Source organism: Robiginitalea sp., from assembly GCF_982776155.1.
Map to the genome: position 1 here is coordinate 275,502 of NZ_CEXZKX010000002.1, position 20,912 is coordinate 296,413.

General features: G+C 55.3%; 19 protein-coding genes and 2 tRNA genes. 8 read left to right on the forward strand and 13 right to left on the reverse strand.

The window, feature by feature from the left end:
* Position 1: 1 nt before the first annotated feature.
* The 3 genes from AC3DKS_RS04840 to AC3DKS_RS04850 are packed head-to-tail and all read right to left on the reverse strand — an operon-like array spanning position 2 to position 3,422.
* Entirely contained in the window at positions 2-976 is a 975-nt protein-coding gene (locus AC3DKS_RS04840) for a deoxyhypusine synthase family protein (protein WP_015753036.1), read from the reverse strand.
* Positions 977-1,032: 56 nt separating this feature from the next.
* A complete protein-coding gene (gene speB / locus AC3DKS_RS04845; RefSeq protein ID WP_272606779.1) occupies positions 1,033-1,905 on the reverse strand; it encodes an agmatinase in 873 nt (290 codons plus the stop codon).
* Positions 1,906-1,958: 53 nt separating this feature from the next.
* Entirely contained in the window at positions 1,959-3,422 is a 1,464-nt protein-coding gene (locus AC3DKS_RS04850; RefSeq protein ID WP_272606780.1) for an arginine decarboxylase, read from the reverse strand.
* A 436-nt stretch (positions 3,423-3,858) separates the two neighbouring features.
* On the opposite strand from AC3DKS_RS04850, the gene AC3DKS_RS04855 reads away from it, so the two are divergent.
* A complete protein-coding gene (locus AC3DKS_RS04855; protein WP_272606781.1) occupies positions 3,859-4,566 on the forward strand; it encodes a hypothetical protein in 708 nt (235 codons plus the stop codon).
* A gap of 103 nt (positions 4,567-4,669) precedes the next feature.
* Here AC3DKS_RS04855 and moaC read toward each other — a convergent pair whose 3' ends face one another.
* Positions 4,670-5,104 carry a cyclic pyranopterin monophosphate synthase MoaC gene (gene moaC, locus AC3DKS_RS04860; RefSeq protein WP_474730935.1) on the reverse strand — a complete coding sequence of 145 codons (435 nt, stop codon included), beginning with the start codon at positions 5,102-5,104 and terminating at the stop codon, positions 4,670-4,672.
* A gap of 19 nt (positions 5,105-5,123) precedes the next feature.
* Positions 5,124-5,591: a molybdenum cofactor biosynthesis protein MoaE gene (locus AC3DKS_RS04865; RefSeq protein ID WP_420592645.1), complete on the reverse strand. Its 468-nt coding sequence runs from the start codon at positions 5,589-5,591 to the stop codon at positions 5,124-5,126.
* A 256-nt stretch (positions 5,592-5,847) separates the two neighbouring features.
* Between AC3DKS_RS04865 and AC3DKS_RS04870 the strand changes: the two genes are divergently transcribed.
* The 3 genes from AC3DKS_RS04870 (at position 5,848) to AC3DKS_RS04880 (ending at position 7,976) form a co-directional block, all read left to right on the forward strand.
* Positions 5,848-5,919, forward strand: a tRNA-Arg gene (locus tag AC3DKS_RS04870).
* Positions 5,920-6,303: 384 nt separating this feature from the next.
* Positions 6,304-6,375 (forward strand) — tRNA-Arg (locus AC3DKS_RS04875).
* Between the two features lie 626 nt (positions 6,376-7,001).
* The gene (locus tag AC3DKS_RS04880) at positions 7,002-7,976 is read left to right on the forward strand and encodes a serine hydrolase domain-containing protein (protein WP_272606783.1); all 975 of its coding nucleotides are present in this window, start codon (positions 7,002-7,004) and stop codon (positions 7,974-7,976) included.
* A 35-nt stretch (positions 7,977-8,011) separates the two neighbouring features.
* Here the strand turns inward: AC3DKS_RS04880 and AC3DKS_RS04885 are convergent, their stop codons facing one another.
* Entirely contained in the window at positions 8,012-10,111 is a 2,100-nt protein-coding gene (locus AC3DKS_RS04885) for a helix-turn-helix domain-containing protein (protein ID WP_474730938.1), read from the reverse strand.
* Between the two features lie 181 nt (positions 10,112-10,292).
* Here AC3DKS_RS04885 and AC3DKS_RS04890 point away from each other — a divergent pair, with 181 nt between their 5' ends.
* Both AC3DKS_RS04890 and AC3DKS_RS04895 read left to right on the forward strand, forming a co-directional pair.
* Positions 10,293-10,862: an ankyrin repeat domain-containing protein gene (locus AC3DKS_RS04890; RefSeq protein WP_015753051.1), complete on the forward strand. Its 570-nt coding sequence runs from the start codon at positions 10,293-10,295 to the stop codon at positions 10,860-10,862.
* A gap of 20 nt (positions 10,863-10,882) precedes the next feature.
* Entirely contained in the window at positions 10,883-11,986 is a 1,104-nt protein-coding gene (locus AC3DKS_RS04895; RefSeq protein WP_272606785.1) for an acyltransferase family protein, read from the forward strand.
* Positions 11,987-12,012: 26 nt separating this feature from the next.
* Here AC3DKS_RS04895 and AC3DKS_RS04900 read toward each other — a convergent pair whose 3' ends face one another.
* The 6 genes from AC3DKS_RS04900 to AC3DKS_RS04925 all read right to left on the reverse strand — a co-directional run bounded on the left by AC3DKS_RS04900 (position 12,013) and on the right by AC3DKS_RS04925 (position 18,397).
* On the reverse strand, positions 12,013-12,636 hold the full coding sequence (locus AC3DKS_RS04900) for a RidA family protein (protein WP_474730942.1): 624 nt from the start codon (positions 12,634-12,636) through the stop codon (positions 12,013-12,015).
* An 88-nt stretch (positions 12,637-12,724) separates the two neighbouring features.
* Positions 12,725-12,919, reverse strand: a complete 195-nt coding sequence (locus tag AC3DKS_RS04905) for a helix-turn-helix transcriptional regulator (protein WP_474730945.1) — start codon at positions 12,917-12,919, stop codon at positions 12,725-12,727.
* A gap of 17 nt (positions 12,920-12,936) precedes the next feature.
* Positions 12,937-13,332, reverse strand: a complete 396-nt coding sequence (locus tag AC3DKS_RS04910) for a hypothetical protein (RefSeq protein ID WP_148214271.1) — start codon at positions 13,330-13,332, stop codon at positions 12,937-12,939.
* A 108-nt stretch (positions 13,333-13,440) separates the two neighbouring features.
* Positions 13,441-14,079 (reverse strand): hypothetical protein, encoded by a 639-nt coding sequence (locus AC3DKS_RS04915; RefSeq protein WP_015753056.1) that lies wholly within the window; start codon positions 14,077-14,079, stop codon positions 13,441-13,443.
* Between the two features lie 129 nt (positions 14,080-14,208).
* Positions 14,209-17,349 carry a WD40/YVTN/BNR-like repeat-containing protein gene (locus AC3DKS_RS04920; RefSeq protein WP_474730948.1) on the reverse strand — a complete coding sequence of 1,047 codons (3,141 nt, stop codon included), beginning with the start codon at positions 17,347-17,349 and terminating at the stop codon, positions 14,209-14,211.
* 70 nt (positions 17,350-17,419) lie between these two features.
* Positions 17,420-18,397: a 3-keto-disaccharide hydrolase gene (locus tag AC3DKS_RS04925; protein ID WP_474730951.1), complete on the reverse strand. Its 978-nt coding sequence runs from the start codon at positions 18,395-18,397 to the stop codon at positions 17,420-17,422.
* 129 nt (positions 18,398-18,526) lie between these two features.
* Between AC3DKS_RS04925 and AC3DKS_RS04930 the strand changes: the two genes are divergently transcribed.
* The gene (locus AC3DKS_RS04930) at positions 18,527-19,021 is read left to right on the forward strand and encodes a GNAT family N-acetyltransferase (protein ID WP_474730953.1); all 495 of its coding nucleotides are present in this window, start codon (positions 18,527-18,529) and stop codon (positions 19,019-19,021) included.
* A 42-nt stretch (positions 19,022-19,063) separates the two neighbouring features.
* Here AC3DKS_RS04930 and AC3DKS_RS04935 read toward each other — a convergent pair whose 3' ends face one another.
* On the reverse strand, positions 19,064-19,789 hold the full coding sequence (locus tag AC3DKS_RS04935; RefSeq protein WP_238528093.1) for a hypothetical protein: 726 nt from the start codon (positions 19,787-19,789) through the stop codon (positions 19,064-19,066).
* Positions 19,790-19,846: 57 nt separating this feature from the next.
* Between AC3DKS_RS04935 and AC3DKS_RS04940 the strand changes: the two genes are divergently transcribed.
* Positions 19,847-20,908: a hypothetical protein gene (locus tag AC3DKS_RS04940; RefSeq protein WP_474730957.1), complete on the forward strand. Its 1,062-nt coding sequence runs from the start codon at positions 19,847-19,849 to the stop codon at positions 20,906-20,908.
* The last annotated feature ends 4 nt before the right edge of the window (positions 20,909-20,912 follow it).

Here is a 20,912-nt window from a genome sequence, read left to right on the forward strand (position 1 = left end):
ATTACATGTTTAAAAGGTAAGCAAAAATTAAGGGCGCGACAATCGTCGCGTCGCTCTCCACGATAAACTTCGGTGTGTCGATCCCCAGTTTTCCCCAGGTGATCTTCTCGTTGGGCACCGCGCCGGAGTAGGATCCATAGCTCGTGGTGCTGTCGCTGATTTGGCAGAAATAGCTCCAGAACGGCGTCTCGGTGCGCTCCAGGTCCTGGTAGAGCATCGGTACCACGCAGATGGGGAAGTCGCCGGCTATGCCGCCCCCGATCTGGAAGAATCCGATCCCCTTATCGGAATTGTCCGTATACCAGTCGGCCAGGTAGGTCATGTACTCAATGCCGGATTTCATCGTGCTGGCTTTCAGTTCGCCCTTGACCACGTAGGAGGCAAAGATGTTCCCCATGGTGCTGTCCTCCCAGCCCGGGCAAACCAGGGGCAGGTTCTTTTCCGCCGCCGCGTACATCCAGGAATCCTTTAAATCTATCTCGTAATGGGGTTCCAGCACGCCGGAGAGCAGGAGCTTGTACATAAATTCATGGGGGAAATACCGCTCCCCGGCCGCTTCTGCATCCTTCCAGATCTTAAAAATGTGCTCCTGCAGCCGCCGGAAAGCTTCTTCCTCCGGGATGCACGTGTCGGTTACCCGGTTGAGGCCTTTTTCCAGCAGCGCCCATTCGTCTTTCGGGGTGAGGTCCCGGTATTCGGGGACCCTCCGGTAATGGCTGTGGGCCACCAGGTTCATGATGTCCTCCTCCAGGTTGGCGCCCGTACAGCTGATAATATGCACCTTGTCCTGCCGGATCATCTCGGCAAAAATCCGCCCGAGCTCGGCTGTGCTCATCGCCCCGGCCAGGGAGACGAGCATTTTTGCGCCCTGGTCCAACTGGTCCTGGTAGCCTTTGGCGGCGTCCACCAGGGCGGCGGCGTTGAAGTGGCGGAAGTATCGGGTAATAAAATCGGTAACCGGGGCATTTGAATCCATGTTCTTAACTTTTATCGGGAAGCGACATTGGGGCATAGGGCAAGGCGCCGCGGCACTCAGGCATCCCCTTCGATCGCATCCTCCCTGAATTTATAACTCAACATTTTATAATACAACTTGGCCGCCAGGAAATCCGAGGACCGGTCGGCCGGGTTGGGGCAGAGCTCCACGATGTCGAAGCCCACCACGTTTTTTTCCTCAAAGACCCGAAATAAAAATTCCAGGGTCTCGTACCAAAAGAGGCCCCCGGGCTCCGGGGTACCCGTGGACGGCAAAATGGACGGATCCAGGGCGTCCAGGTCAAAAGTGATAAACACGTTGTCCGTGAGCAACTCAATGACCTTGTCCATCCAGAACTCGTCTGCAGCCATTTCGTGGGCAAAAAACACCTTCTCCGGGTCCATATAGGTCTTTTCAATAGCATCCATGCTGCGGATGCCCACCTGGACCAGGTTGGTGGTTTGCGAAGCCTCGTGCACCGCGCAGGCGTGGTTGTAGGCCGTGCCTTCATAGGTTTTCCTCAGGTCCGCATGGGCGTCGATCTGCAGGACGGTCAGGTCGTCGAAGCACTCGTTGAAGGCCCGGATCGACCCGATCGATAGCGAGTGCTCCCCCCCGAACAGCGTAACGAACTTGTTTCGCATGATGTAATCCTTCACCTGGTCGTGGACCGCGTTAACCACCCCCTCGGGGTGATCCCCCGTGACAGGCGGGGCCAGGTAGATGCCCTGACGGTACACCTCCGTGCCGGTTTCGATGTCGTAGAGCTCCATGTTTTCCGATGCCTCCAGGAAGGCGTCGGGGCCTTTGTCCGCGCCTTTTCCCCAGGTACTCGTGCCGTCAAAGGGCACGGGGATCAGGACCACGGCGGCTTTCTCCATTTGCGAGAATTCGTCAGGAATCCCGGCGTAATTCTTCGATTGTTTCATAGGGGTAGTCAATTAGGTTTTACAGGTGAATGATTTTGGATTTCACGGGCCATTCAGGAGGCCGTTTCCCGTTTTTTACCGGTGCGCAGGCTGGTTTGCGCTTCCGGTTCCCCGTCGGGGCCCGGACCGTAACCCAGGATCTGCATGTGGTCCCGGGCCGTTTGCTGTTCGCTGAACACCGATATAAATACCTCGCCGTTTTCGTCCCGGTCTATCAGCAGGTGCTTAGGCTGGGGAATCAGGCAATGGTGCAGCCCCCCGAACCCGCCGATGGTTTCCTGGTATGCCCCCGTATTGAAAAACCCGATGTACAGGGGTTTGCCCGAATGGAACTTGGGCAGGTAAATGGCATTCATGTCCTGCTGGCTGTTGTAATAATCGTCGCTGTCGCAGGTGAGCCCGCCCAGGAGCACGCGCTCGTACGGGTCGTCCCAGCGGTTTACCGACAGCATGATAAAGCGCTTGTTGATGGCCCAGGAATCCGGCAGGGTCGTGATAAACGAGCTGTCGATCATGTTCCATTTCTCCCGGTCGTTCTGTTGTTTCTGGTACAACACCTTGTACACGGCCCCGCCGCTTTCCCCCACGGTAAAACTCCCGAATTCGGTGAAGATGTTGGGCGGGGGCACGTCTCCTTCCTCGCAGGTGAGCTTAATCTGGTTCACGATCTCATCCACCATATAGGCGTAATCGTATTGGAAGGAAAGGGAATTCTTGGTCGGGAAACCCCCGCCGATATTCAGACTGTCCAGGCTCGGGCACAGCTTTTTCAGGCGGACGTATACCTTGAGGCACTTGTTGAGTTCGTTCCAGTAATACGCATTGTCGCGGATCCCCGTATTGATGAAAAAATGCAGCATCCGGAGTTCCACCTTGTCGTTATCCCGGATCTGGTTCTCGTAAAACGGGACGATGTCCTTGTAGCCGATCCCCAGGCGGGAGGTGTAAAACTCAAACTTCGGCTCCTCCTCGGAAGCGATTCGGATCCCGACCTTGAAAGGTTGGTCGATGACTTCGTCCAGAAGGGAAAGCTCCTCGTAATTATCGATAATCGGGATGCAATTCCGGTGGCCTTCGTTGATAAGCCGCCCGATATTGTCCACGTAGGCCTCCCGTTTAAAGCCGTTGCAGATCACGTAGGTGCGGTCGCTGATCAACCCCTGCGCCTTCAGGTTTTCGACAATATCGATGTCGAAGGCGGAAGATGTCTCGATGTGGATGTCGTTCTTCAGGGCTTCGTGCAGCACATAGCGGAAATGCGAGCTCTTGGTGCAGTAGCAATAATAGTACTTACCCGGGTAGTCGTGCTTTTCCATCGCCTCGGCAAACCAGTCCTTGGCCCGGTTGATATTCTGTGAAATCTTGGGCAGGTAGGTGAATTTCAGCGGGCTGCCGTAGCGCTCGATCAGGTCTGTGAGGGAAACCCCGTGGAAACGGAGCCGGTCCCCCTCCAGGTCGAACTCTTCGGTGGGAAAATAATAGGTCTGATCGATAAGATCCCGATAGGTAATATTCATAGTGGTTGAAAATCTGCGCCGACCCGGTATCTGCCGGGGCCGGAAGTTAGTTCATAGGCCTCCGTGTATGGGAAAATAAGCCACTTGGAAGTACGCGTACGAGTCCGCAGGAACCGGCGGATCGGTAAACAATGCTTACGGAAGTTAGCTTTAAACTTCGGTTGCCTATCTGATAGGCTGTGACGGGGTATGACTTCCTGTTTCCCCCCCACCCGAATATACAAACACGATTCAAGATGTTCAGCTAGTCCAAACGGGTCAGGCCCTATTTTGACGGCTGCAAATGAAAACTTTTTTTTTAAATATAACCGGTTTTTTGCGTTTTTTTTAAATATCATTCACCTCCTCATTCAACTAACTGGTTTTCAGCGTATTTAATAATTTTCTGAACCGTAAATATGTTGTAATTTAGGGGGATTCAAAGTCTGAAACCATTATGAAACGATTAATTTTTTGTGCGATCGCCTCGGTGCTATCCGCCTGGGGCGTGTGGGCCCAGATTAGCCCTGGCGCCTACAAGGCCGTTGAAATGCACGGGGACACCACCCGGAACCACCTGCTGCTCGTCTCCGATAACTACATCATCCACACCACTTACGACAGCCAGCCCGCCCATTTTATCAGTACGATGGGAGGCTTCTACGAAATCGGCGAAGATTCGCTCCGGGTAGACCTGGAATTCAATACAGACTATGAGAAAACGGGAGAAAAGGTGCACCGGGTGTCCTACGGCTATGCAGACGGCAACCTTATTTTCAACGAAAACCACGCCCGTCCCTACCGGCGGGAACCCGACCTGGACCAACCCCTGGACGGCGCCTGGCTCTTTGCCACCCGGGGGCCGGATACCGGGCAGGAACGCCGGGGCGATAACAGCGCGCGCAAAACACTCAAGTTCCTGAACAACGGATATTTCCAATGGGTTGCCTACAATTCGGAAACCATGGACTTTATGGGGTCCGGAGGCGGCCGGTACGCGGCAGACCAGGGCATCTATACGGAACAGATCCAGTTCTTCTCCCGGGACGATTCCCGCGTGGGGGCCGAGTTGGAATTCTCATTTGAACGCAAGGGGGACGACTGGCACCACACCGGAAAGAACAGCCGGGGGGAACCCATGTACGAGATCTGGTCGATCCGTTAGGATTTCGGCCGGGGCCGTTGTGCCATTGCGTCCTGAGAAAGCCCGAGATAGCGAGATCATCTAAGCCCGGCTCGCAATCCCGTGAAATCTTCCTGTAGAATTATTAATCCTCCGACCTGCGGATGTCCGATTTACCCCCGGTCTTCTCCAGGAGCCGGATGGTGCGGATTTCGACCTCCTTGTCGATGGGTTTGAGCATGTCGTAGATGGTGAGCGCCACCACGCTGGCCCCGTGCATGGCTTCTACCTCCACCCCGGTTTTGTAGTGGGTCCGGACGGTCATCAGGATGCGGATTTCAAGGCCGTCCATTTCATATGCCACCCGGGCCTCCTCGATAGGCAGTGGGTGGCAGTCCGGCAACAGGTAGGGGGTTTGCTTCACCCCGAGCAGCCCGGCAGCCTTACTCATTTCCAATACATCCCCTTTGGGTACCCGGCCTTCCCGGATGGCCCGGATGGTTTCCTCACTGCCGGTGCGCACTATGGCTTCTGCCGTAGCAGACCGCAGCGTTACCTCTTTGTGGGTTATGTCTACCATGATTTGTTAATTGCTTGGGCTATTTATTGACTTTCCAGGCATAGGAATCGTCGCCGAACAACTCCTTGCCAAATACCGGCAATTCCTTTTTGATGCGCTCCACCAGCTCGTGCAGCGCTTCGAATACCGCCTTCCGGTGCGGGGACGAAACAAACACAAACAAGCAGATCTCCCCTACGGCCACTTCGCCCAGGCTGTGGTAGATATGCATGCAGCTCAGGTCGTATTTACCGAACAAATCTTCCCGGATCTCATGCATCTTCTCATGGGCCATCTCCTCATAGGCCGTATAGGCAATCCCCGTCACGGTTTTGCCGTCAATCTCGTCGGCCCGGACCTGGCCCAAAAAAATGTCATGGGCCCCAATCCCGGTCTTGGACTGGTGTTTGGCAATGGACTCCGCGATAAAATCCGGGGCGATGGCCCCCTCGACAAAAAGCGCCTTCTTTTTGGCAATGCCATTTTCAGTTTCTTTCTTCGTTTCCATGTTCCGAATCTTTCCCTGCTAAGGTAGGGAAGATATTGCGAATCCCGCGGCTGGCAGCCCCACTTGCTCATGGCCGCCGGGCCTGGCCGGCATACCTCATTATACCGACCACGCTGCGGCCTGGACAAAAAACGCCTCCCCCCCCCCGGAAACCACGAGCCATGCGGAAATCCGTCCACACAGAGCCCTCCGATTTTGAAGCCGAGCGCCCTGAGATTTTAAAAAGTATTCATAAATTCGCAGACCCTTTTACGGCGGCCCCGTAGTTCAATGGATAGAATAGAAGTTTCCTAAACTTTAGATCCAGGTTCGATTCCTGGCGGGGCTACAAATAAGCACAAAAACACCCCGGCAACCGCCGGGGTATTTCATTTCCGGAGGTTCGTGTAGAAAGCTCGCTTTCTTAAGCGGGCCGAGGGAAATGAAATCCAGGCTGGCATCGCCAGCATGGGGTTTTTGTATTTTCAGAATGGAGCCGCCAGGAACAACGAGGCGCTCCAGCGACCACCTGGGAGCCCGCGCCGAGTTATCTCCTGCGGGGCCTCAGAATGGAGCCGCCAGGAACTGCGGAGCGCAGCGAAGCGATCTCCTGCGGGGCCTCTGAATGGAGCCGCCAGGAACTGCGTAGCGCAGCGAAGCGATCTCCTGGCAGGATCCGTCCGACACTTTTTGTTTGAAAACAGAGAAAACGTTTTATCTTTGCACTCCCAACGGCTCCGTAGTACAATGGATAGTATATGGGTTTCCGGTACCCAGGATCTAGGTTCGATTCCTAGCGGGGCTACAAATAAGCACAAAAACACCCCGGCAACAGCCGGGGTATTTTATTTCCGAAGGTTCGCGTAGAAAGCTCGCTTTCTTAAGCGGACCGAGGGAAATAAAATCCAGGCTGGCAACGCCAGCATGGGGTTTTTGTATTTTCAGAATGAGCCCCAAAGGAACAACGAGCGCAGCGAAGTTATCTCCTGCGGGCTTCAGAATGGAGCCGCTAGGAACTGCGGAGCGCAGCGAAGCGAATCCTGGAATGCATTTCAGACTAGAGCCTCCAGGAACACCCAGCAAAGCGAAGGTAACTCCCTGAACGTATTCCTTCACCCGCCATCCCCATTCCCCAGCCCCCCGCTTTAAGTCTTTCACGGAGATTTCTTATATTGAAAATCCCCCGCAAATATGATCAACCCGATTTTCTCTGCCCCCGACTAAACCGATTTCGAAATGCAGCTACTAAAAACACTTCTCCTTTCAGGGCTATTAGTCCTTTTTCTTGCGTGCTCAAAAGGCGATGGGGGAACGGACCAAACAACAAATCCGCCGAATAATCAATCCGGTCAATCTCCGGATTCCGGCTCGGACTCCGATGAAAACCCCGCCGATGACGAGAATACGGGGGGACAGCCGGATGCTGTGGATATGGAAGATTTCACCGCAGCCGTAGCCACATTTATGGCGAATCGCGGTTTAAAAGGCGGGCAGGTTGCCATCACTAGAAATGAGAAGCTGGTTTATCTGCAATCCTTCGGGGATGCAGACGATGAAACACCGGTGCATGATCAGTCGCTCTTCCGGGTTGCCAGTATATCCAAACCGATTACCGTATTGGCTATATCCAGGCTGGCAGCGGACGGGAAATTAAGCATGGGCGACCGGGTTTTTGGAACCAACGGGCTGCTGGGTACCCAATACGGCACGCCGCCTTATCAGGACGGAATAGAAAAAATCACCGTGAATGAACTGGTTGAACATAAATCCGGTTTTAAAAATGAGCCCTACGATATTATGTTTGACGAGGTTTCCCTGAGTCACCAGCAGCTGATCGACAGGGTCCTGGATGAACGCACCTATGTAAGGTCCAACCCCTATTACTACAGTAATTTCGGATACTGTTTGCTGGGGCGGGTCATCGAAGTGGTGACGGGTATGAGCTATGAGGATTATGTCAAACAAAAAATCCTATCCCCCATGGGCATTTCAGCCATGAAAATAGGCGGCAATACCCTGGATGACAGATTTGAAAATGAAGTCCTATATAACTCTTCCTGGTTCGACCCCTATGCGATGAATGTAACCCGCATGGACTCGCATGGCGGGTGGATAGCCTCGGCAAAGGACCTGGCGCGAATAGCGGTTCACTCGGACACCCGCAGTGTCGTTCCCGATTTGCTCGATTTCGGTGATGCCGAAAGTTATTTGGAAAATGGGACCTATTTGCATTACGGCGCCCTTCCCGGCACGCTCGCTGTACTTTCGGTGAATAGCCCATTTTGTTATACTGCCGTATTCAACACCGGAAATGCGAACTATGATTCGGTCCTCAACGCTTTTGCGGACTTTATGAACGATCAGATCACCTCCCGCCAGGAGTGGCCGGAAGCGGACCTGTTTTAGTCAGCGAAGCGGTTGCCCCGGGAATACCTGCCAGGTCAAAGCAGCCCTTCTTTCTCTAATTCCTTTTCAAGACGCTCGTGATGCGCCCAGAACCGGTCCCGGATCTTCTGAAGGACGGCAGCATACCCCGGGTGGCCTTCCAGGCGTTCCATTACCGGGTCCTTGTCGATAAACAGTAATATCCAATACTGGAAATTGTCCTGCTCCGCAAAGACCTCGAGTTGCTCAATGGCCTGGTCAAGCTTCCCTTCATGGGCATATTGGACAGCCAGGCTCGCCGGTTTGTAAATGGACTCGTCCCTTTCGCAATAGGCCGCATAGGAGCGATAGAATTCCCCGGCCATTTCCGGTCTGCCAACCGCCTCAAAGACCCGGCCGATTTTTAAATCTTCCTGGGGGTAGATGTCCAGCCCGCTGCCTTCCCGGGCCCGGACAAATTTCCCATAGTAATAATAGGCGCTGTCATATTCCTCCTGAAAGTAAAAGGACTTGCCCACTTCCTGCAGGATGTCCAGCCGGGTGGTATCCTTCTGCCATTCCCTGACCAGGGATCGCTGCATCCTGCCAAGGTCCCGGTCTATAGCGAATTGAATAAAGACCCGGACAAAGGAGGCATATTCGTTTTGCGGGAAATAGGCAATGGACTGGTCGATGTACTCCATTGCCTGGTCCGGGAATCCCGTCTGGATAAACGCATTGCCCAGGTGCAGGTTGGAATAACTCCGGGTGATGGAATCCCCGGCCCCGAATTCCAATTGGTTCCCCTTAAGCGCATACTCCAGGTACTTTCCGGTATCCGGGACAATCCGGGCATAATAGTCGGAGAGCAATTGATAGACCAGGACGGAATTGGGGTTGTATTCCAACGCTTTCTCCAGGTGCGGCAACGCCAGCCGGTACTGCTTCACCTGCATGTAATAGAGGGCTTTGGCAACCAAGCTTTCCGCCAGTTTGGAATCATAGAGCAGGGCCTTGTCGGCCAGGTTGTTGATCCGGTCCGTATACTTCTTTTCGGCCAGGTCCATATCCAGTAAAAAATAGGCGATGGCCATATTGGCATAGGCCTGGGCAAATTGCGGGTCCTCCCCTATAGCCTGCTCAAAAAGGCCGATGGCCCTGAGCAACCCTTCCCCGTTACCCGCATGATAGGGTTCAAGCGCCTGGAGGTAATAGTCATAGGCTGCAAGGTTCTCCGTGGGGACTTTTTCGATTTGTTCCCTTTCTGCCGGGGTAACGATGGCTTCAATGGCTGCAGCAATCTTCTGCGCTACTTCGTGTTGCAGGGCGAAAATATCCCCGAGTTCACGGCTGTACTGCTCTGCCCAAATCTGCCGGTCCGTGGCCGCCTCGATCAACTGGATATTGAGTAGCACCCGGTCGCCTTCCCGCTGTCCACTCCCGGCAATAAAGTAATTGACCTCGAGTTCCCCTGCCATTTCCTGTATGGTTTTATCCGAATGGCGGTACTTCTCTACAGAGGGCCTGCTGACGACGCGCAAGTCCTCGATTTTCTGCAAATTGTTCAGGGTGGATTCCATCAGGCCATTGACAAAATAAGTATTCGTCGTATCGCTGCTTTCGTTTTTGAAGGGCAGGACGGCGATGGATTTTTCGACCTCGATGGAAGTGGGCGGCCTGGAAAGGAAATACAGCAGGAAGGCCAGAATACCCAGGGCCAGGGCTACAGCCGCGATCGATTTCCAGCGGGGTTTCACTGCACTGGTTAATGGCGTCCCATGGGCACTTGCCCCCGCCTCCATCGGGCTGTCCCCTGGCTCGGCGGATGCATTCTCAAGCGCCCTTTCGGCCGCTTCTCCCGGGGGATACCCGTAGTGCTCCCGGAAACACTTGATAAAATACGAGGTGCTGCCAAACCCTACCCGGTAGGAAACCTCAGAGACATTCAGCGTGGTCTGGCGTAGCATTTCCATCCCCTGCTTTAACCGGACCTGCCGGATGAATTGGCTGGCAGACAGTCCGGTATGCTTCCTGACTTTCCGGAGCAGGCTGGAGCGGCTCATGTTCATGGCCTCCGCCAACTCGGATACTCCAAAATTTTCCCGTGCGATATTTTCAAGCAACAGGGTTTCCGCCCGGGAGATGAAATGTTCTTTCTTGGATGGGGTATCCGGCATGATGTGCTGATTCCCGTCCAAATTAGCAAAAAAACACGGTCTGCGTCATAATTTATATCGCTGCAACATAGGTTTCACCCCTTCGCCAAACTTTATGGATTGGGCCGCATAGCTGATAGGCCGGGCCTTTACCCCTACCCGATCTTTGTAGAAACAAATAGGAACATCAAAAACAATCACAATGAAAACTTTAAAGATCAAACCGTTGAAATCGCTTATCTATACCGCTTTTCTGGGTGCGCTACTCATTTCAAGCGCCGGATCCTGCCAGGATGCGAAATCACAAACCGGGGTAGCCAGGCCCGAAATGGATATCCATACAGCCGTCCTCTATGGCAACCTCGATGCAGTTAAGCAGCATGTCGCCGCGGGAACGGACCTCGATTCCCAGGACCCCATGGGCGGGTATCCGTTGATAGCCGCAGCAACCTTCGGGCACACTGAAATTGCCGAGACCCTGATCGATGGCGGTGCCGACATTTCGGTTACCAATAATGACGGATCCACTGCACTCCACGCCGCCGCCTTCTTCTGCCGGGTCGAAATCGTACAAGCCCTGCTGGATGCGAACGCCGATAAAACCGTGCGAAATAAGTTCGGGTCAACACCCAGGGAATCCGTCATGGGTTCCTTTTCGGACGTCAAGCCCATCTATGAGATGATGCAGTCGCAATTGGGGGCACTGGGCCTGAAACTAAACATGGAGGAACTCGAGGAAACCCGCCCGGTGATCGCCATGATGTTGCAGTAACCTTATAAACCATCCGTGCCATGACACCTCAAAGAAGATACGATATCGACTGGCTGCGCGTAATTGCCATCGGCTTGTTGCTGGTCTATCACATAGCCATCATTTTCCAGCCCTGGGCGATGCTCGTCGGTTTTATTGGGACAGAGGAGCCCCTGGAGGCTATCTGGAAGCCCATGACGCTGCTGAACGTCTGGCGCATCCCGCTCTTGTTCTATGTTTCCGGGATGGGGGTCTGTTTTGCCATCCGCAAACGCAACTGGCTGCAGTTGCTGCGCGAACGAAGCCAACGGATCCTCCTGCCTTTCGTATTCGGGTTTTTGGCCATCGCCCCGTTGCATTTCCTGGTCTTCCAGGAATACTACGGGTTGCCCCTGGGCTATTACCCGCATGCCGGGCACCTCTGGTTCCTCGGGAATATCTTTTGCTATGTGTTACTGCTTTCCCCCTTGTTCTTTTACCTGAAAAAGCACGAGGAGGGGCAATTCGTTCAAAAACTGAGATACCTGATGCGGCAGGCCGTGGGGCCTCTGAGCGTCATTTCCTTTTTTGTCATCGAAGCCCTGCTGGTCCGGCCCAGGCCTTTTGAATTGTATGCCGAGACCTGGCATGGTTTCTTTATCGGGCTACTGGCTTTCTTTTTCGGATTCATTTTTGTGCTGATCGGCAAGCCCTTCTGGCAAACGGTTCTCAAATGGAGGTGGCTGTATATTGGCCTAGCCGCATCCCTGTATACCCTCCGATTCCTGGAATTCAATCTGAGTGCCCCGGGGTACCTCATGGCGATTGAATCCAACCTGTGGATCTTCGGCATTTTTGGCTTCGGGTATAAATACCTGAACCGACCGGGCGCAACCCTGCGCTACCTGAGCCAGGCTGCCTATCCGGTATATATCATCCATATGGCGGTCTTGTATACCGCGGCCATGCTCATCCTGCCCCTGGAGCTGTCGCCATTTCTCAAGTTCCTGGGCATTACGGTATTTACCGGGGTGATCTGTATGCTCCTTTATGAATTTGTCATTCGCAGGATCGGTTTTCTAAGGCCGCTGTTCGGGCTGAAGGTGAAAGCCGGGACTGAAACCCGGAAGCCCGTGTTGCCAAAGTCCGCCGGAACGATGGAGTAGTTCGTATGGGATAATGGGACAGCAGCCTAATCCCGCACCTCAACCACCGCTTCCACCTCCACGGAGATATTCCGCGGCAGGGAACCCATCCCCACGGCTGCCCGGGCGTGTTTGCCGCGGTCCCCGAAAACCGCCACCATCAGGTCCGAGAACCCGTTGATCACCTCGGGCTGGTTGGTAAAGCCCGGTGCGGCATTCACCATGCCGTGTACCTTAACGATGCGCACCACGCGGTCCAGGTTGCCGAGTTCCGCCTTGAGTACGGCGAGTTGGTTGATGGCCGTCAGCCGGGCGGCCTCATACCCTTCCTCCTCGGTAAGGTCCGTGCCCACCTGTCCGGTAATATAGGTGCCATCTGCCTGTTTGGGGCCCTTTCCGGCCAGGAAAATCAGGTTGCCGGAGCGGACCGCATTGACATAGTTTGCCACGGGGGTGGCAGCTTCCGGCAGGTCGATGCCGAGTTCCGCCAAACGGGCTTCCGGGTCGTAACCGGGGTCCGGGGAATCCGGGGCATTACTTATTTCCCCGGATTCAGCCGATTGTGATCCGGATCCGGCCGACGGGTCCGCAGGGGTGTCATGGGTTTTGGAAGGCCCGTTGCAGGAAAGGGTCAGGGCCAGGGCGATGAATGCCCATACAGTGCGTTTCATATACGTCAGGTTTCCCGGGAAGATACGAATCTTCGATCAATGGAATTCCCATGGAAAAATGGCAGGGCAGGTACCCGGCGGATGCCGGTTATTCTTCGAAGGTGAATATCGCTTCGATGGGCCTTTCGAACAACCGGGCGATGCGAAAAGCGGTCGGGAGGCTCGGGTCGAACTTCTCTTTCTCGATGGCGTTGATGGTCTGCCGGGATACCCCGATGGCACTTGCCAGCTGTTCCTGGGTCCAGTTCTTTTCGGCGCGAAGGACGCGGATGGTGTTTTTCATGATCTGGCTTTTATGAATTACCGGTAGCGCCGGTTATTGAACCAGATGGCCAGCATGTAGCAAATGCCCATAAACATCACCAAAAACGCAATTTCTGCGTCAAAGGGAATCAGGTTCGTGGCATCCATCATCGAAAAAGCGATACCCACCACCAGGGTCAGGCCCAGGGTCAGGCCCATGGATTCCAGCTGGATCTTCTTCTCCAGTTCGTCGCAGTTTTCCAGTAACCGCCGGTTGGAGAGGATCATGCCGATACCCACCAGGATATTTACCGCCAGTGCGACGATGGTGATCCACGGATTGCCATCCCAGATAAATTCGGCCCCGAAAACCACCAGGGCCGTGGAAAGCACCCAGGCAAATGTCCAGGCTCCCAGGTTCCTTAGTTGTTGTTTACGTGTTGTTTGATTCATATCGATGGTTTGCATTGTAATTAATGTTTGTCTTTTTGTAAAACATACTTTACAAGTATATGCAAAAAATCCAATATGTCAAGTCTTATTTACAAAATGTATGAAAGTTTACAGGGAATTATCGAGGATCCCCTCCTCGGGTTTGTGGTAGAGGTCCGCCAGTTCCGTCATCAGGTAATCCAGGATGCGTTCCTGCTGGGCGCCTTTGCGGTAGAGCGCCAGGGAGGGCCGCAGTTGTTCCCGCATAAAGAATTCCAGGTCGTCCGACCCGTAGGTGTTGAAAGCCTTCCAGGCAAGCAGCCCTTCGAGCATTTGCCGGTGGGCGATATATCGCCTGCGCGCGGTTTCATAGTCCCGCTGGAGTTTGCGGCTGGGTTTCGAATCGGTATTCCGGATTTCAAGGGAAAGTTCCTGGAAGGACCTGCGTATCCTCCGGTCCGCCTTCATGGCCTCTGCGATCAGCCGGAAATAGGCGCGACTGACCAGTTTCGGATAGGTCTCCACAAATTCCGGGTCGGCCGAAGCGGAGCTGCCGTCCGTCCAGTCCGGGAGGGCAAAATAGGCTTCCTGCCTGGCCGCTGCATCATCCGGCCCCAGTTCCAGGGCGTATTTCCAATTCTGCGATTCCACCACGGATTCCCAGGTTTCGGCATAGGGGTCCTCTTCCTGTTTCAGGGTGGCGCAACCCCAACAGGAAACCAGCAGGAAACCCGCCAGCAGGCGTAGAAAAATCGGCTTGGATATCATTCCCCAGTGTTCTGAATCAACCAAGTACGCAAATTTACAAAGCCCCGGGAAATCCTCCTGACCAAACACGTCCTTTTCTCGTTAACCGGAAACAGCCGGAGATCGGGCCGGCGATCTCCGGTTGCTGCGTCAGGGCATGGGCGGCAGGTACAGGGCGCCGATCCCGGCTTCCTGAAGCGCCGCGTTAAAGCCAGGTACCCGGGAATCCAGGATGCGGCGGGCGGTTGCGCGGTGCTGCGCCCAGCGTTGGTTCAGGGCGGCTATCTTCTCCTTAGTCCCCTTGTTAACCCTCGGGATCCCGCTGTCCCCGTGGTTCAGGGCGGTCAGGTATTCGGCTGTAAACCCGTTTACGTAGTTTTCCACATCGTCATAGGCCTTGGAAAGCCGCTGCACCATGGTGGAATCCCATTGGTCCATCTCCGCAGCCAGGTCTTTTCCCTGCCCGGCGAGTTCGGGCTTCCCGGCTTCTTCCAAATGCCCGATAAGGTCCTTCAGACGCATGCGAACTTCCCGCATGCCATTGGTCATGTGGGTCATTTCCCGATAGGTAGCTTCGGCCCCTTCCATAAACTCATGATAGTCTGAGAACTCGGCCTCCGTAGTGGGCAGGGCCGGATTCGGCAGGATAGAGGCCGTGGCCTTCTGGCGGGTATCCCCGTGGATAAGTTCCAGGGTATACGTACCCGGGATGGCCCGGTGGCCCCGGAAACTGCCCTCGATATAAACCTCGGGTGCCCCGGGCAGGGGCGGGTACCGCATGTCCCAGACAAACCGGTTGAGCCCCGGCTGACTGGGCAGGACGGGCGGCCTTGGGGGTGCCCCTTCGTACGACTTGTAGGAGTCGTCGGCCTGGGAACTGAACGCGCGGACCAGCTTCCCGGAGGCATCGCGGATTTCCAGCCGCAGTTCCGTGGAATCTACCGTCTGGGGCAGCTGGTAATACACCGGCATGCCGCTGGGCGGGTTGACCCCGGCAAAGGGGTGAGTCCCGTTGGGGTCCGGTCCGTCCATGGAGCTGTACCAGTTCGGGTAGATCGCATCGCCCGGGGTATAGAGTTTCAACCCATCCGGGCGGCCGGGGACCTGCCGCAACAGGGCCATATCGTCACAGATCCAGAACGAACGGCCCTGGGTAGCCAGGATCAAATCGCCAAAACGGATCTGCAAATCGGTGATCGGCACCACGGGCAGGTTGGATTGGAAGCGTTCCCAATCCGTACCCCCGTTATAGGACAGGTAGAGGCCCGTTTCCGTGCCGGCCACCAGCAGGTCTTTTCGGACCGGGTCTTCCCGGACCACCCGGGTATAGGCCCCGTCCGGGATCCCCCGGTTGATAGCCGTCCAGGACTTCCCGTAGTCCGTACTTTTCAGTAGGCCGGGTCGAAAATCGTTGAATTTATACCGGGTGGTGGCGATATAAACGGTACCCGGGTCGTGGGGGGAAATTTCGATGGCGTTGACCAGGGTCTCTCCCTGGCCTTTCGGCGTCACGTCCTGCCAGGTAGCACCCCCGTCCCGGGTAATGTGGACCATACCGTCATCGCTCCCCGCGTACATCGTGCCGGGTTCATGGGGCGACTCGATTAGGTACGAAATCGTCCCGTAGTTTTCGGCCCCCACCGCCTCGTTCGTGTAGGGCGCTCCCCCATTGCCTTGCTTTTCATCCAAATCGCGGGTGAGGTCCGGGGATATCACGTCCCAGCTCATCCCCTGGTCCCGGGTCCGCAGCACGTACTGGGCCGCGTGGTAATACGTGTCCGGCTCGTGCATGGAACGAATAATCGGCGCGTTCCAGTTAAACAGGTACTTCATTTCCCGGGCCGGCAACCCCAGGTAGAGGTTCGGTTCGATCATCACCAGGGTCCCCGTTTGCGAGGGTACGTCCAGCAGCTCCACATAGCCGAGGTAACTGCCCCCCATGACCTTTTTCGGATCGTTCGGGTCGAAGCCCAGAAAGGCGCTTTCCCCCCCGGCCGAGGGGCTCCAGTGCTCCCGGCCGATCCCGGAAGAACCCATCCCGATACTGGCAATCTTGACCGAGGTATTGTCCTGCTGCCCCCCGTAGAGGTTGTACGGGAAGAGGCTGTCCACGGCTACCCGGTAGAACTGGGCAGTGGGCATGTTGTCCTGGCGCGACCAGCTGCTGCCCCCGTCAAAGGTGATCTCCGCCCCCCCGTCGTCGGAAATTACCATGTTTTTCGGGTTTTTCGGGTTGATCCACAAATCGTGGTAGTCCCCGTGGTTCGTGCGGATCCGCTCCCAGTTCCGCCCCCCGTCGATGGAGCGGTAGGCAGAGGCGCTTAAGACGTAGACAGTGTGTTCATCCACGGGGTCCGGGGTCACTTCGATATAATACCAGGCCCGCTGCACGAGCCGGTGGTCATCGCTCACGCGGCTCCAGCTCGCCCCTGCGTTTGCAGATGTAAAAAGCCCGCCTTTTTCCTTCTGCGTGTCGCTTTCGATTACGGCGTAGAGCCGGTCCGGGTTGGCCCGGGACACGGCAATGGCCATTTTACCTTTCTCCTCGGGGAGCCCCTTATGGATCTGCTTCCAGGTCTCGCCCCCGTCGGTGGATTTATAGAGCCCGCTGCCCGGCCCGCCGCTGACTACCTGCCAGGGCTTACGGATGTGTTCCCACATGGCGGCATAGAGCACCTGTGGGTTGTGTACATCCATGGACAGGTCGCTGCACCCGGTGAGTTCATTGACAAAGAGGACGTTTTTCCAGGTCTTTCCCCCGTCCTCGGATTTGTAGATGCCCCGTTCCCGGGTGGGGCCGTGCAGGGCGCCCTGGGCGGCCACCCATACCCGGTCCGGGTCCTCCGGGTGGACGATGATCCGCGAAATATGCCGCGTGAGTTCCAGCCCCAGGTGCTCCCAGGTCTTCCCGCCATCCACGGATTTGTATACCCCGTCCCCATAGGAGGTCATCACCCCCCGGGGGGCATGTTCCCCCATACCGACATAGACCACGTTCGGGTGGCTCTCCGAAACCGTAACGGCCCCGACAGAACCGGTTTTAAAATATCCGTCGGAGATATTCGTCCAACGCTGTCCGGCATCGGTGGTCTTCCAGAGCCCGCCACCGGTGGTCCCCATGTAATACGTCAGCGGGTCGCCGACAACCCCGGAGGACCCCGTGGAGCGACCGCCCCGGAACGGTCCGATGTTCCGGAATTTTACAGGGGACAGATATTCGTTGATTTCTTGAGCGAAGGAAGTTGAAAAGGCCAGGCTCAACAGGCCGGCCAGGAGGAAATATCTTTTCATTTTGTTGGTCTTTATTGGCAGGAACCGGATCCGGTCAATGGGATTCGGGCCCGGGTAGGTAATATCTGGTTTAATTTGCGGGCACCGATACGGTCATATTCCGATAGGAGATCGGGCCGTGGTCCCCCTGGAGCATGATGGGCCCCGGTTCGCCCTCTGCGCTGTCAAGGGCACCCCCGGTAATCCCCGGGATGATCTGCCGGTGGATGATCGTCTTGCCATTCAACACAACAGTGACCCGGCGGCCCACAAGCGTGATATCGTATGTCTGCCACTCCCCGGCCCGGGCGGCGGCCATTTCATTCGGGCTCAGGAAGCCGTAAACCCCACCCAGGTAGATAGACTCCGGCTGCTTCCCGTAGCTGTCTTCCACCTGCACCTCATACCGCCCCCGCAGGTAAATCCCGGAGTTGGAGCCTTCGGGGACGCGAAACTCCACGTGCAGCTTGAAGTCGTCAAATTTTTCCACAGTCATCAGGTTGGCGCCCGAAGCCGGGCTGTTGAGTACGCCGTCAACAACCTCCCACTGGTTTGTATCGCTCCCCGGGGTGGTGGTCCACCCGTCGAGGCCCGAATCTGCAATCAGGGGGCGGGCGGGGGTCCAGGCCTCCGGCTCCTCCCGGAGCAGTTCCGGGGCCCGCACACCCTTAAAGGAATGGCTCGTGCCCGTGTGGTAGAGGAGTTCCCCGCTGATCGTGTCGCCCTCAACTTTTCCGTGTACATGCATATAGTGGTTTCCGATCCACTGGGGAGGCAGGCTGAAGGAGAAACTCCCGCCGTCGGCGTGGACCTCGGATATGGGCCGGGCACTACCTGCGAAACTTACATAGTATCCCACCAGCGTGGATTGTCCGGATAATTTCACTTCCAGCCAGGAGGGCAATTCGCGCCCGTCCATGGAAACGGTGAGGTCCCAGCGCCCGATTACGGGGCTGTCCGGCTGGGCGGATGATATATAAATGCCGGCCAACAACATCACAGGCGTGAGGATCCTGGCCGCTGGCACACCCAGGGGGCCACCAGCAAAAGGAAAGCGGAAAATTTTCATGAATCGTGCATTTTTGGTGTCAGTCGCGTAAATGTAGCCAATTAATCGAATTCCCGCCACCGGCTTAAATGAGGCCCAAACTGTATATTTGAAGGCGCCTGGTTCGCATTGCACCTTTGTGGAACGCTTATGACACAGATACTATTTGCCAACTCCCCGGAAGCCTATGCGGCGATTGAAGAACTAGCCGATACGATCTGGCGCGAACACTACATCCCCATCATCGGCAAGCCGCAGGTAGACTATATGCTGCGCAAATTCCAGACTGCCGGCGCCATCGCCCGGCAGTCGGCCGCGGGCCTGTGCTATTACCTGCTGGAAGACCGCGGGCAGCCTGCCGGGTATTTTGCTTATAAAAAGCAGGGGGAGGAATTGTTCCTGAGCAAGATCTATGTCCTGAAAAGCCACCGGGGGCGGGGTTTGGCACGAGCAGCGATGCAGCATGTCCGCAACCAGGCCCGGGACTGGGACTGCCGGCGAATAGCCCTGACGGTAAACAAAGACAATTCGGCGAGTATCCGGGCCTATGAGCGCATGGGGTTCGAAAAAGGGGAAGGCACCGTCAAGGACATTGGGGATGGCTTTATCATGGACGACTACCGGATGGTCCTGGAGCTTAGCTGAACACCCGCGTAATTCCCGGGACAAACCAATCCATCGCCAGCCTCAGCGGTCTATTTTAAAATTCTGCAATTTGATGTCGTCCAGCCCGTCCTCGTCAAAGGGATACTCCAATTGGTCCTGGATGTTATAAAGGGTTACCAGGATAAACTGCGTCAGCAAAACAATAAAAAATACGACAATGTCCGGATGGGTGGTGCCGATATTCATCAGGATGTTCGGGGCGTACACCAACGGAAACAGATAGATGAATATCAGGCAGTACGCCTTGAGGGACACCGGGGTCCGGTGGATATTGATGGCGTGCAGGTTTTCAAAACCTTCGTGCAGGTCGTTTAAAAACCTGAAAACCCGGTCCTTGAGTTTGACGGGGGCCAAGGCGCCGAGTTCCAGCAGGTATTCATGGATGTGGTTGATGCTCTCATCTACGGCTTTTGTGGAGGGGTCATTCCTGCCCAGGTGTTCGATGGTTTTGTCGCTGATGCTGGAAAGCAACCCCGCCATGTGGTTTTTCTGTTCCTGGGGAAGTGCCTCGTTGCTGCCGATGTAGTACGACAGGGTTTTCAGGGCGCTCCGGAACTGGCTGAAATGCTGAAGTGCTTTTTCCCTGCGCCGGAACGAGCCGCGGATGGAAAAGACCAATGGGAAAACAATGGCAATACTGAGCAAAGTCAGGTCCACATTGTAGGCAATCTGGAATTCTAGTGCCAGAAAAGTGACCAAAGCAGAAGCCAGCAACACCCTGAGTGTTCGCCAATTAATAATGGACAAATAAATATTTATGGCGTAAATTTTTATTATCTTAAAGCATTGTTAACGTCTAAGATAGTGAAAATACAATCCCGATTACTGGGATGCCTGTTGATTTTGCTCCTGCAGCTTCCGGGCGCCATCCTGGGTCAACAAGAGCCGGCAGATGGCGCAGCCAAACCGCTTTTCAGCAGCACCGAGCGGCTTGACGTTCGGCTGAGTTACTCCAATCGCGACCTGATCCGGGACACGAACGACAGTACGTATCTGAATACGATGCTGCTTTACCGGGTTGGGGACGAGACCTGGGATTCTCTGGAAGTCCGCATTCGCGCCAGGGGAAATTGGCGGAAGGCCAACTGTTTTCTCGCGCCGGTTAAAGTCCGGATCAAAAAGGCCGCTGCCCGGGGAACGTTATTTGAAGGCATTAAGGAACTGAAATTTGTCCTGCCCTGTGCGCCCACCGACGACTGCGCCGACTACGTCCTGAAGGAATACTTGGCGTACAAATTTTATGAGATGGTCACCCCGTTCCACTTCCGTACACGCCGGATGCGGCTGGAATATGTAGACCAGAAGAAGCGGAACGAAAAAGCCTATGAACTCGAAGCGTTTATGATCGAGGATATTGCAAACGTGGCAGACCGAAACCGGGGTAAACGCCTGAAACGGACCGTACACCCCTTACAACAAGACCATCTGAGCTCCGTACAGAACGATTTCTTTCAGTTTATGATTGGCAATACGGACTTCTCATCGGCCTACCAACACAACGAAAAACTTATATTCGTCGATGGCCGGCAAGCCATCCCCATTCCGTATGATTTCGACATGAGCGGCATGGTAAATGCCCACTATGCGGTTGTTTCCAGTGTACAGGGCGATAACCTGGACATTGAAAAGGTTACCCAACGACTCTTCAGGGGGTTTAAGCGGGATCCGCAGGTCTTCGATGCGGTGCGTCGCCAATACCTGGACCTGAAACCCCGGGTGATGGCCTATCTGGATTCCATGGCGGACGATTTTCACAATAGCCGGCAATTCCAGAACACCCGCGACTTCCTCGAAAACTTTTTTCAGATTCTCAGGGACGATACGTCCTACCGGGAGCAGATCCTGGTTGCTGCACGGGACCAATAGGTGC

Excerpts from the sequence above, each read along its gene's own strand:
- AC3DKS_RS04865 (WP_420592645.1), bottom strand. The coding sequence starts at position 5,591 with ATGGAAACGAAGAAAGAAACTGAAAATGGCATTGCCAAAAAGAAGGCG.
- moaC (WP_474730935.1), bottom strand. The coding sequence starts at position 5,104 with ATGGTAGACATAACCCACAAAGAGGTAACGCTGCGGTCTGCTACGGCA.
- AC3DKS_RS04895 (WP_272606785.1), top strand. The coding sequence starts at position 10,883 with ATGACACCTCAAAGAAGATACGATATCGACTGGCTGCGCGTAATTGCC.
- AC3DKS_RS04890 (WP_015753051.1), top strand. The coding sequence starts at position 10,293 with ATGAAAACTTTAAAGATCAAACCGTTGAAATCGCTTATCTATACCGCT.
- AC3DKS_RS04905 (WP_474730945.1), bottom strand. The coding sequence starts at position 12,919 with ATGAAAAACACCATCCGCGTCCTTCGCGCCGAAAAGAACTGGACCCAG.
- AC3DKS_RS04920 (WP_474730948.1), bottom strand. The coding sequence starts at position 17,349 with ATGAAAAGATATTTCCTCCTGGCCGGCCTGTTGAGCCTGGCCTTTTCA.
- AC3DKS_RS04925 (WP_474730951.1), bottom strand. The coding sequence starts at position 18,397 with ATGAAAATTTTCCGCTTTCCTTTTGCTGGTGGCCCCCTGGGTGTGCCA.
- AC3DKS_RS04850 (WP_272606780.1), bottom strand. The coding sequence starts at position 3,422 with ATGAATATTACCTATCGGGATCTTATCGATCAGACCTATTATTTTCCC.
- AC3DKS_RS04855 (WP_272606781.1), top strand. The coding sequence starts at position 3,859 with ATGAAACGATTAATTTTTTGTGCGATCGCCTCGGTGCTATCCGCCTGG.
- AC3DKS_RS04930 (WP_474730953.1), top strand. The coding sequence starts at position 18,527 with ATGACACAGATACTATTTGCCAACTCCCCGGAAGCCTATGCGGCGATT.
- AC3DKS_RS04840 (WP_015753036.1), bottom strand. The coding sequence starts at position 976 with ATGGATTCAAATGCCCCGGTTACCGATTTTATTACCCGATACTTCCGC.
- AC3DKS_RS04900 (WP_474730942.1), bottom strand. The coding sequence starts at position 12,636 with ATGAAACGCACTGTATGGGCATTCATCGCCCTGGCCCTGACCCTTTCC.
- speB (WP_272606779.1), bottom strand. The coding sequence starts at position 1,905 with ATGAAACAATCGAAGAATTACGCCGGGATTCCTGACGAATTCTCGCAA.
- AC3DKS_RS04915 (WP_015753056.1), bottom strand. The coding sequence starts at position 14,079 with ATGATATCCAAGCCGATTTTTCTACGCCTGCTGGCGGGTTTCCTGCTG.
- AC3DKS_RS04910 (WP_148214271.1), bottom strand. The coding sequence starts at position 13,332 with ATGAATCAAACAACACGTAAACAACAACTAAGGAACCTGGGAGCCTGG.
- AC3DKS_RS04885 (WP_474730938.1), bottom strand. The coding sequence starts at position 10,111 with ATGCCGGATACCCCATCCAAGAAAGAACATTTCATCTCCCGGGCGGAA.
- AC3DKS_RS04880 (WP_272606783.1), top strand. The coding sequence starts at position 7,002 with ATGGAAGATTTCACCGCAGCCGTAGCCACATTTATGGCGAATCGCGGT.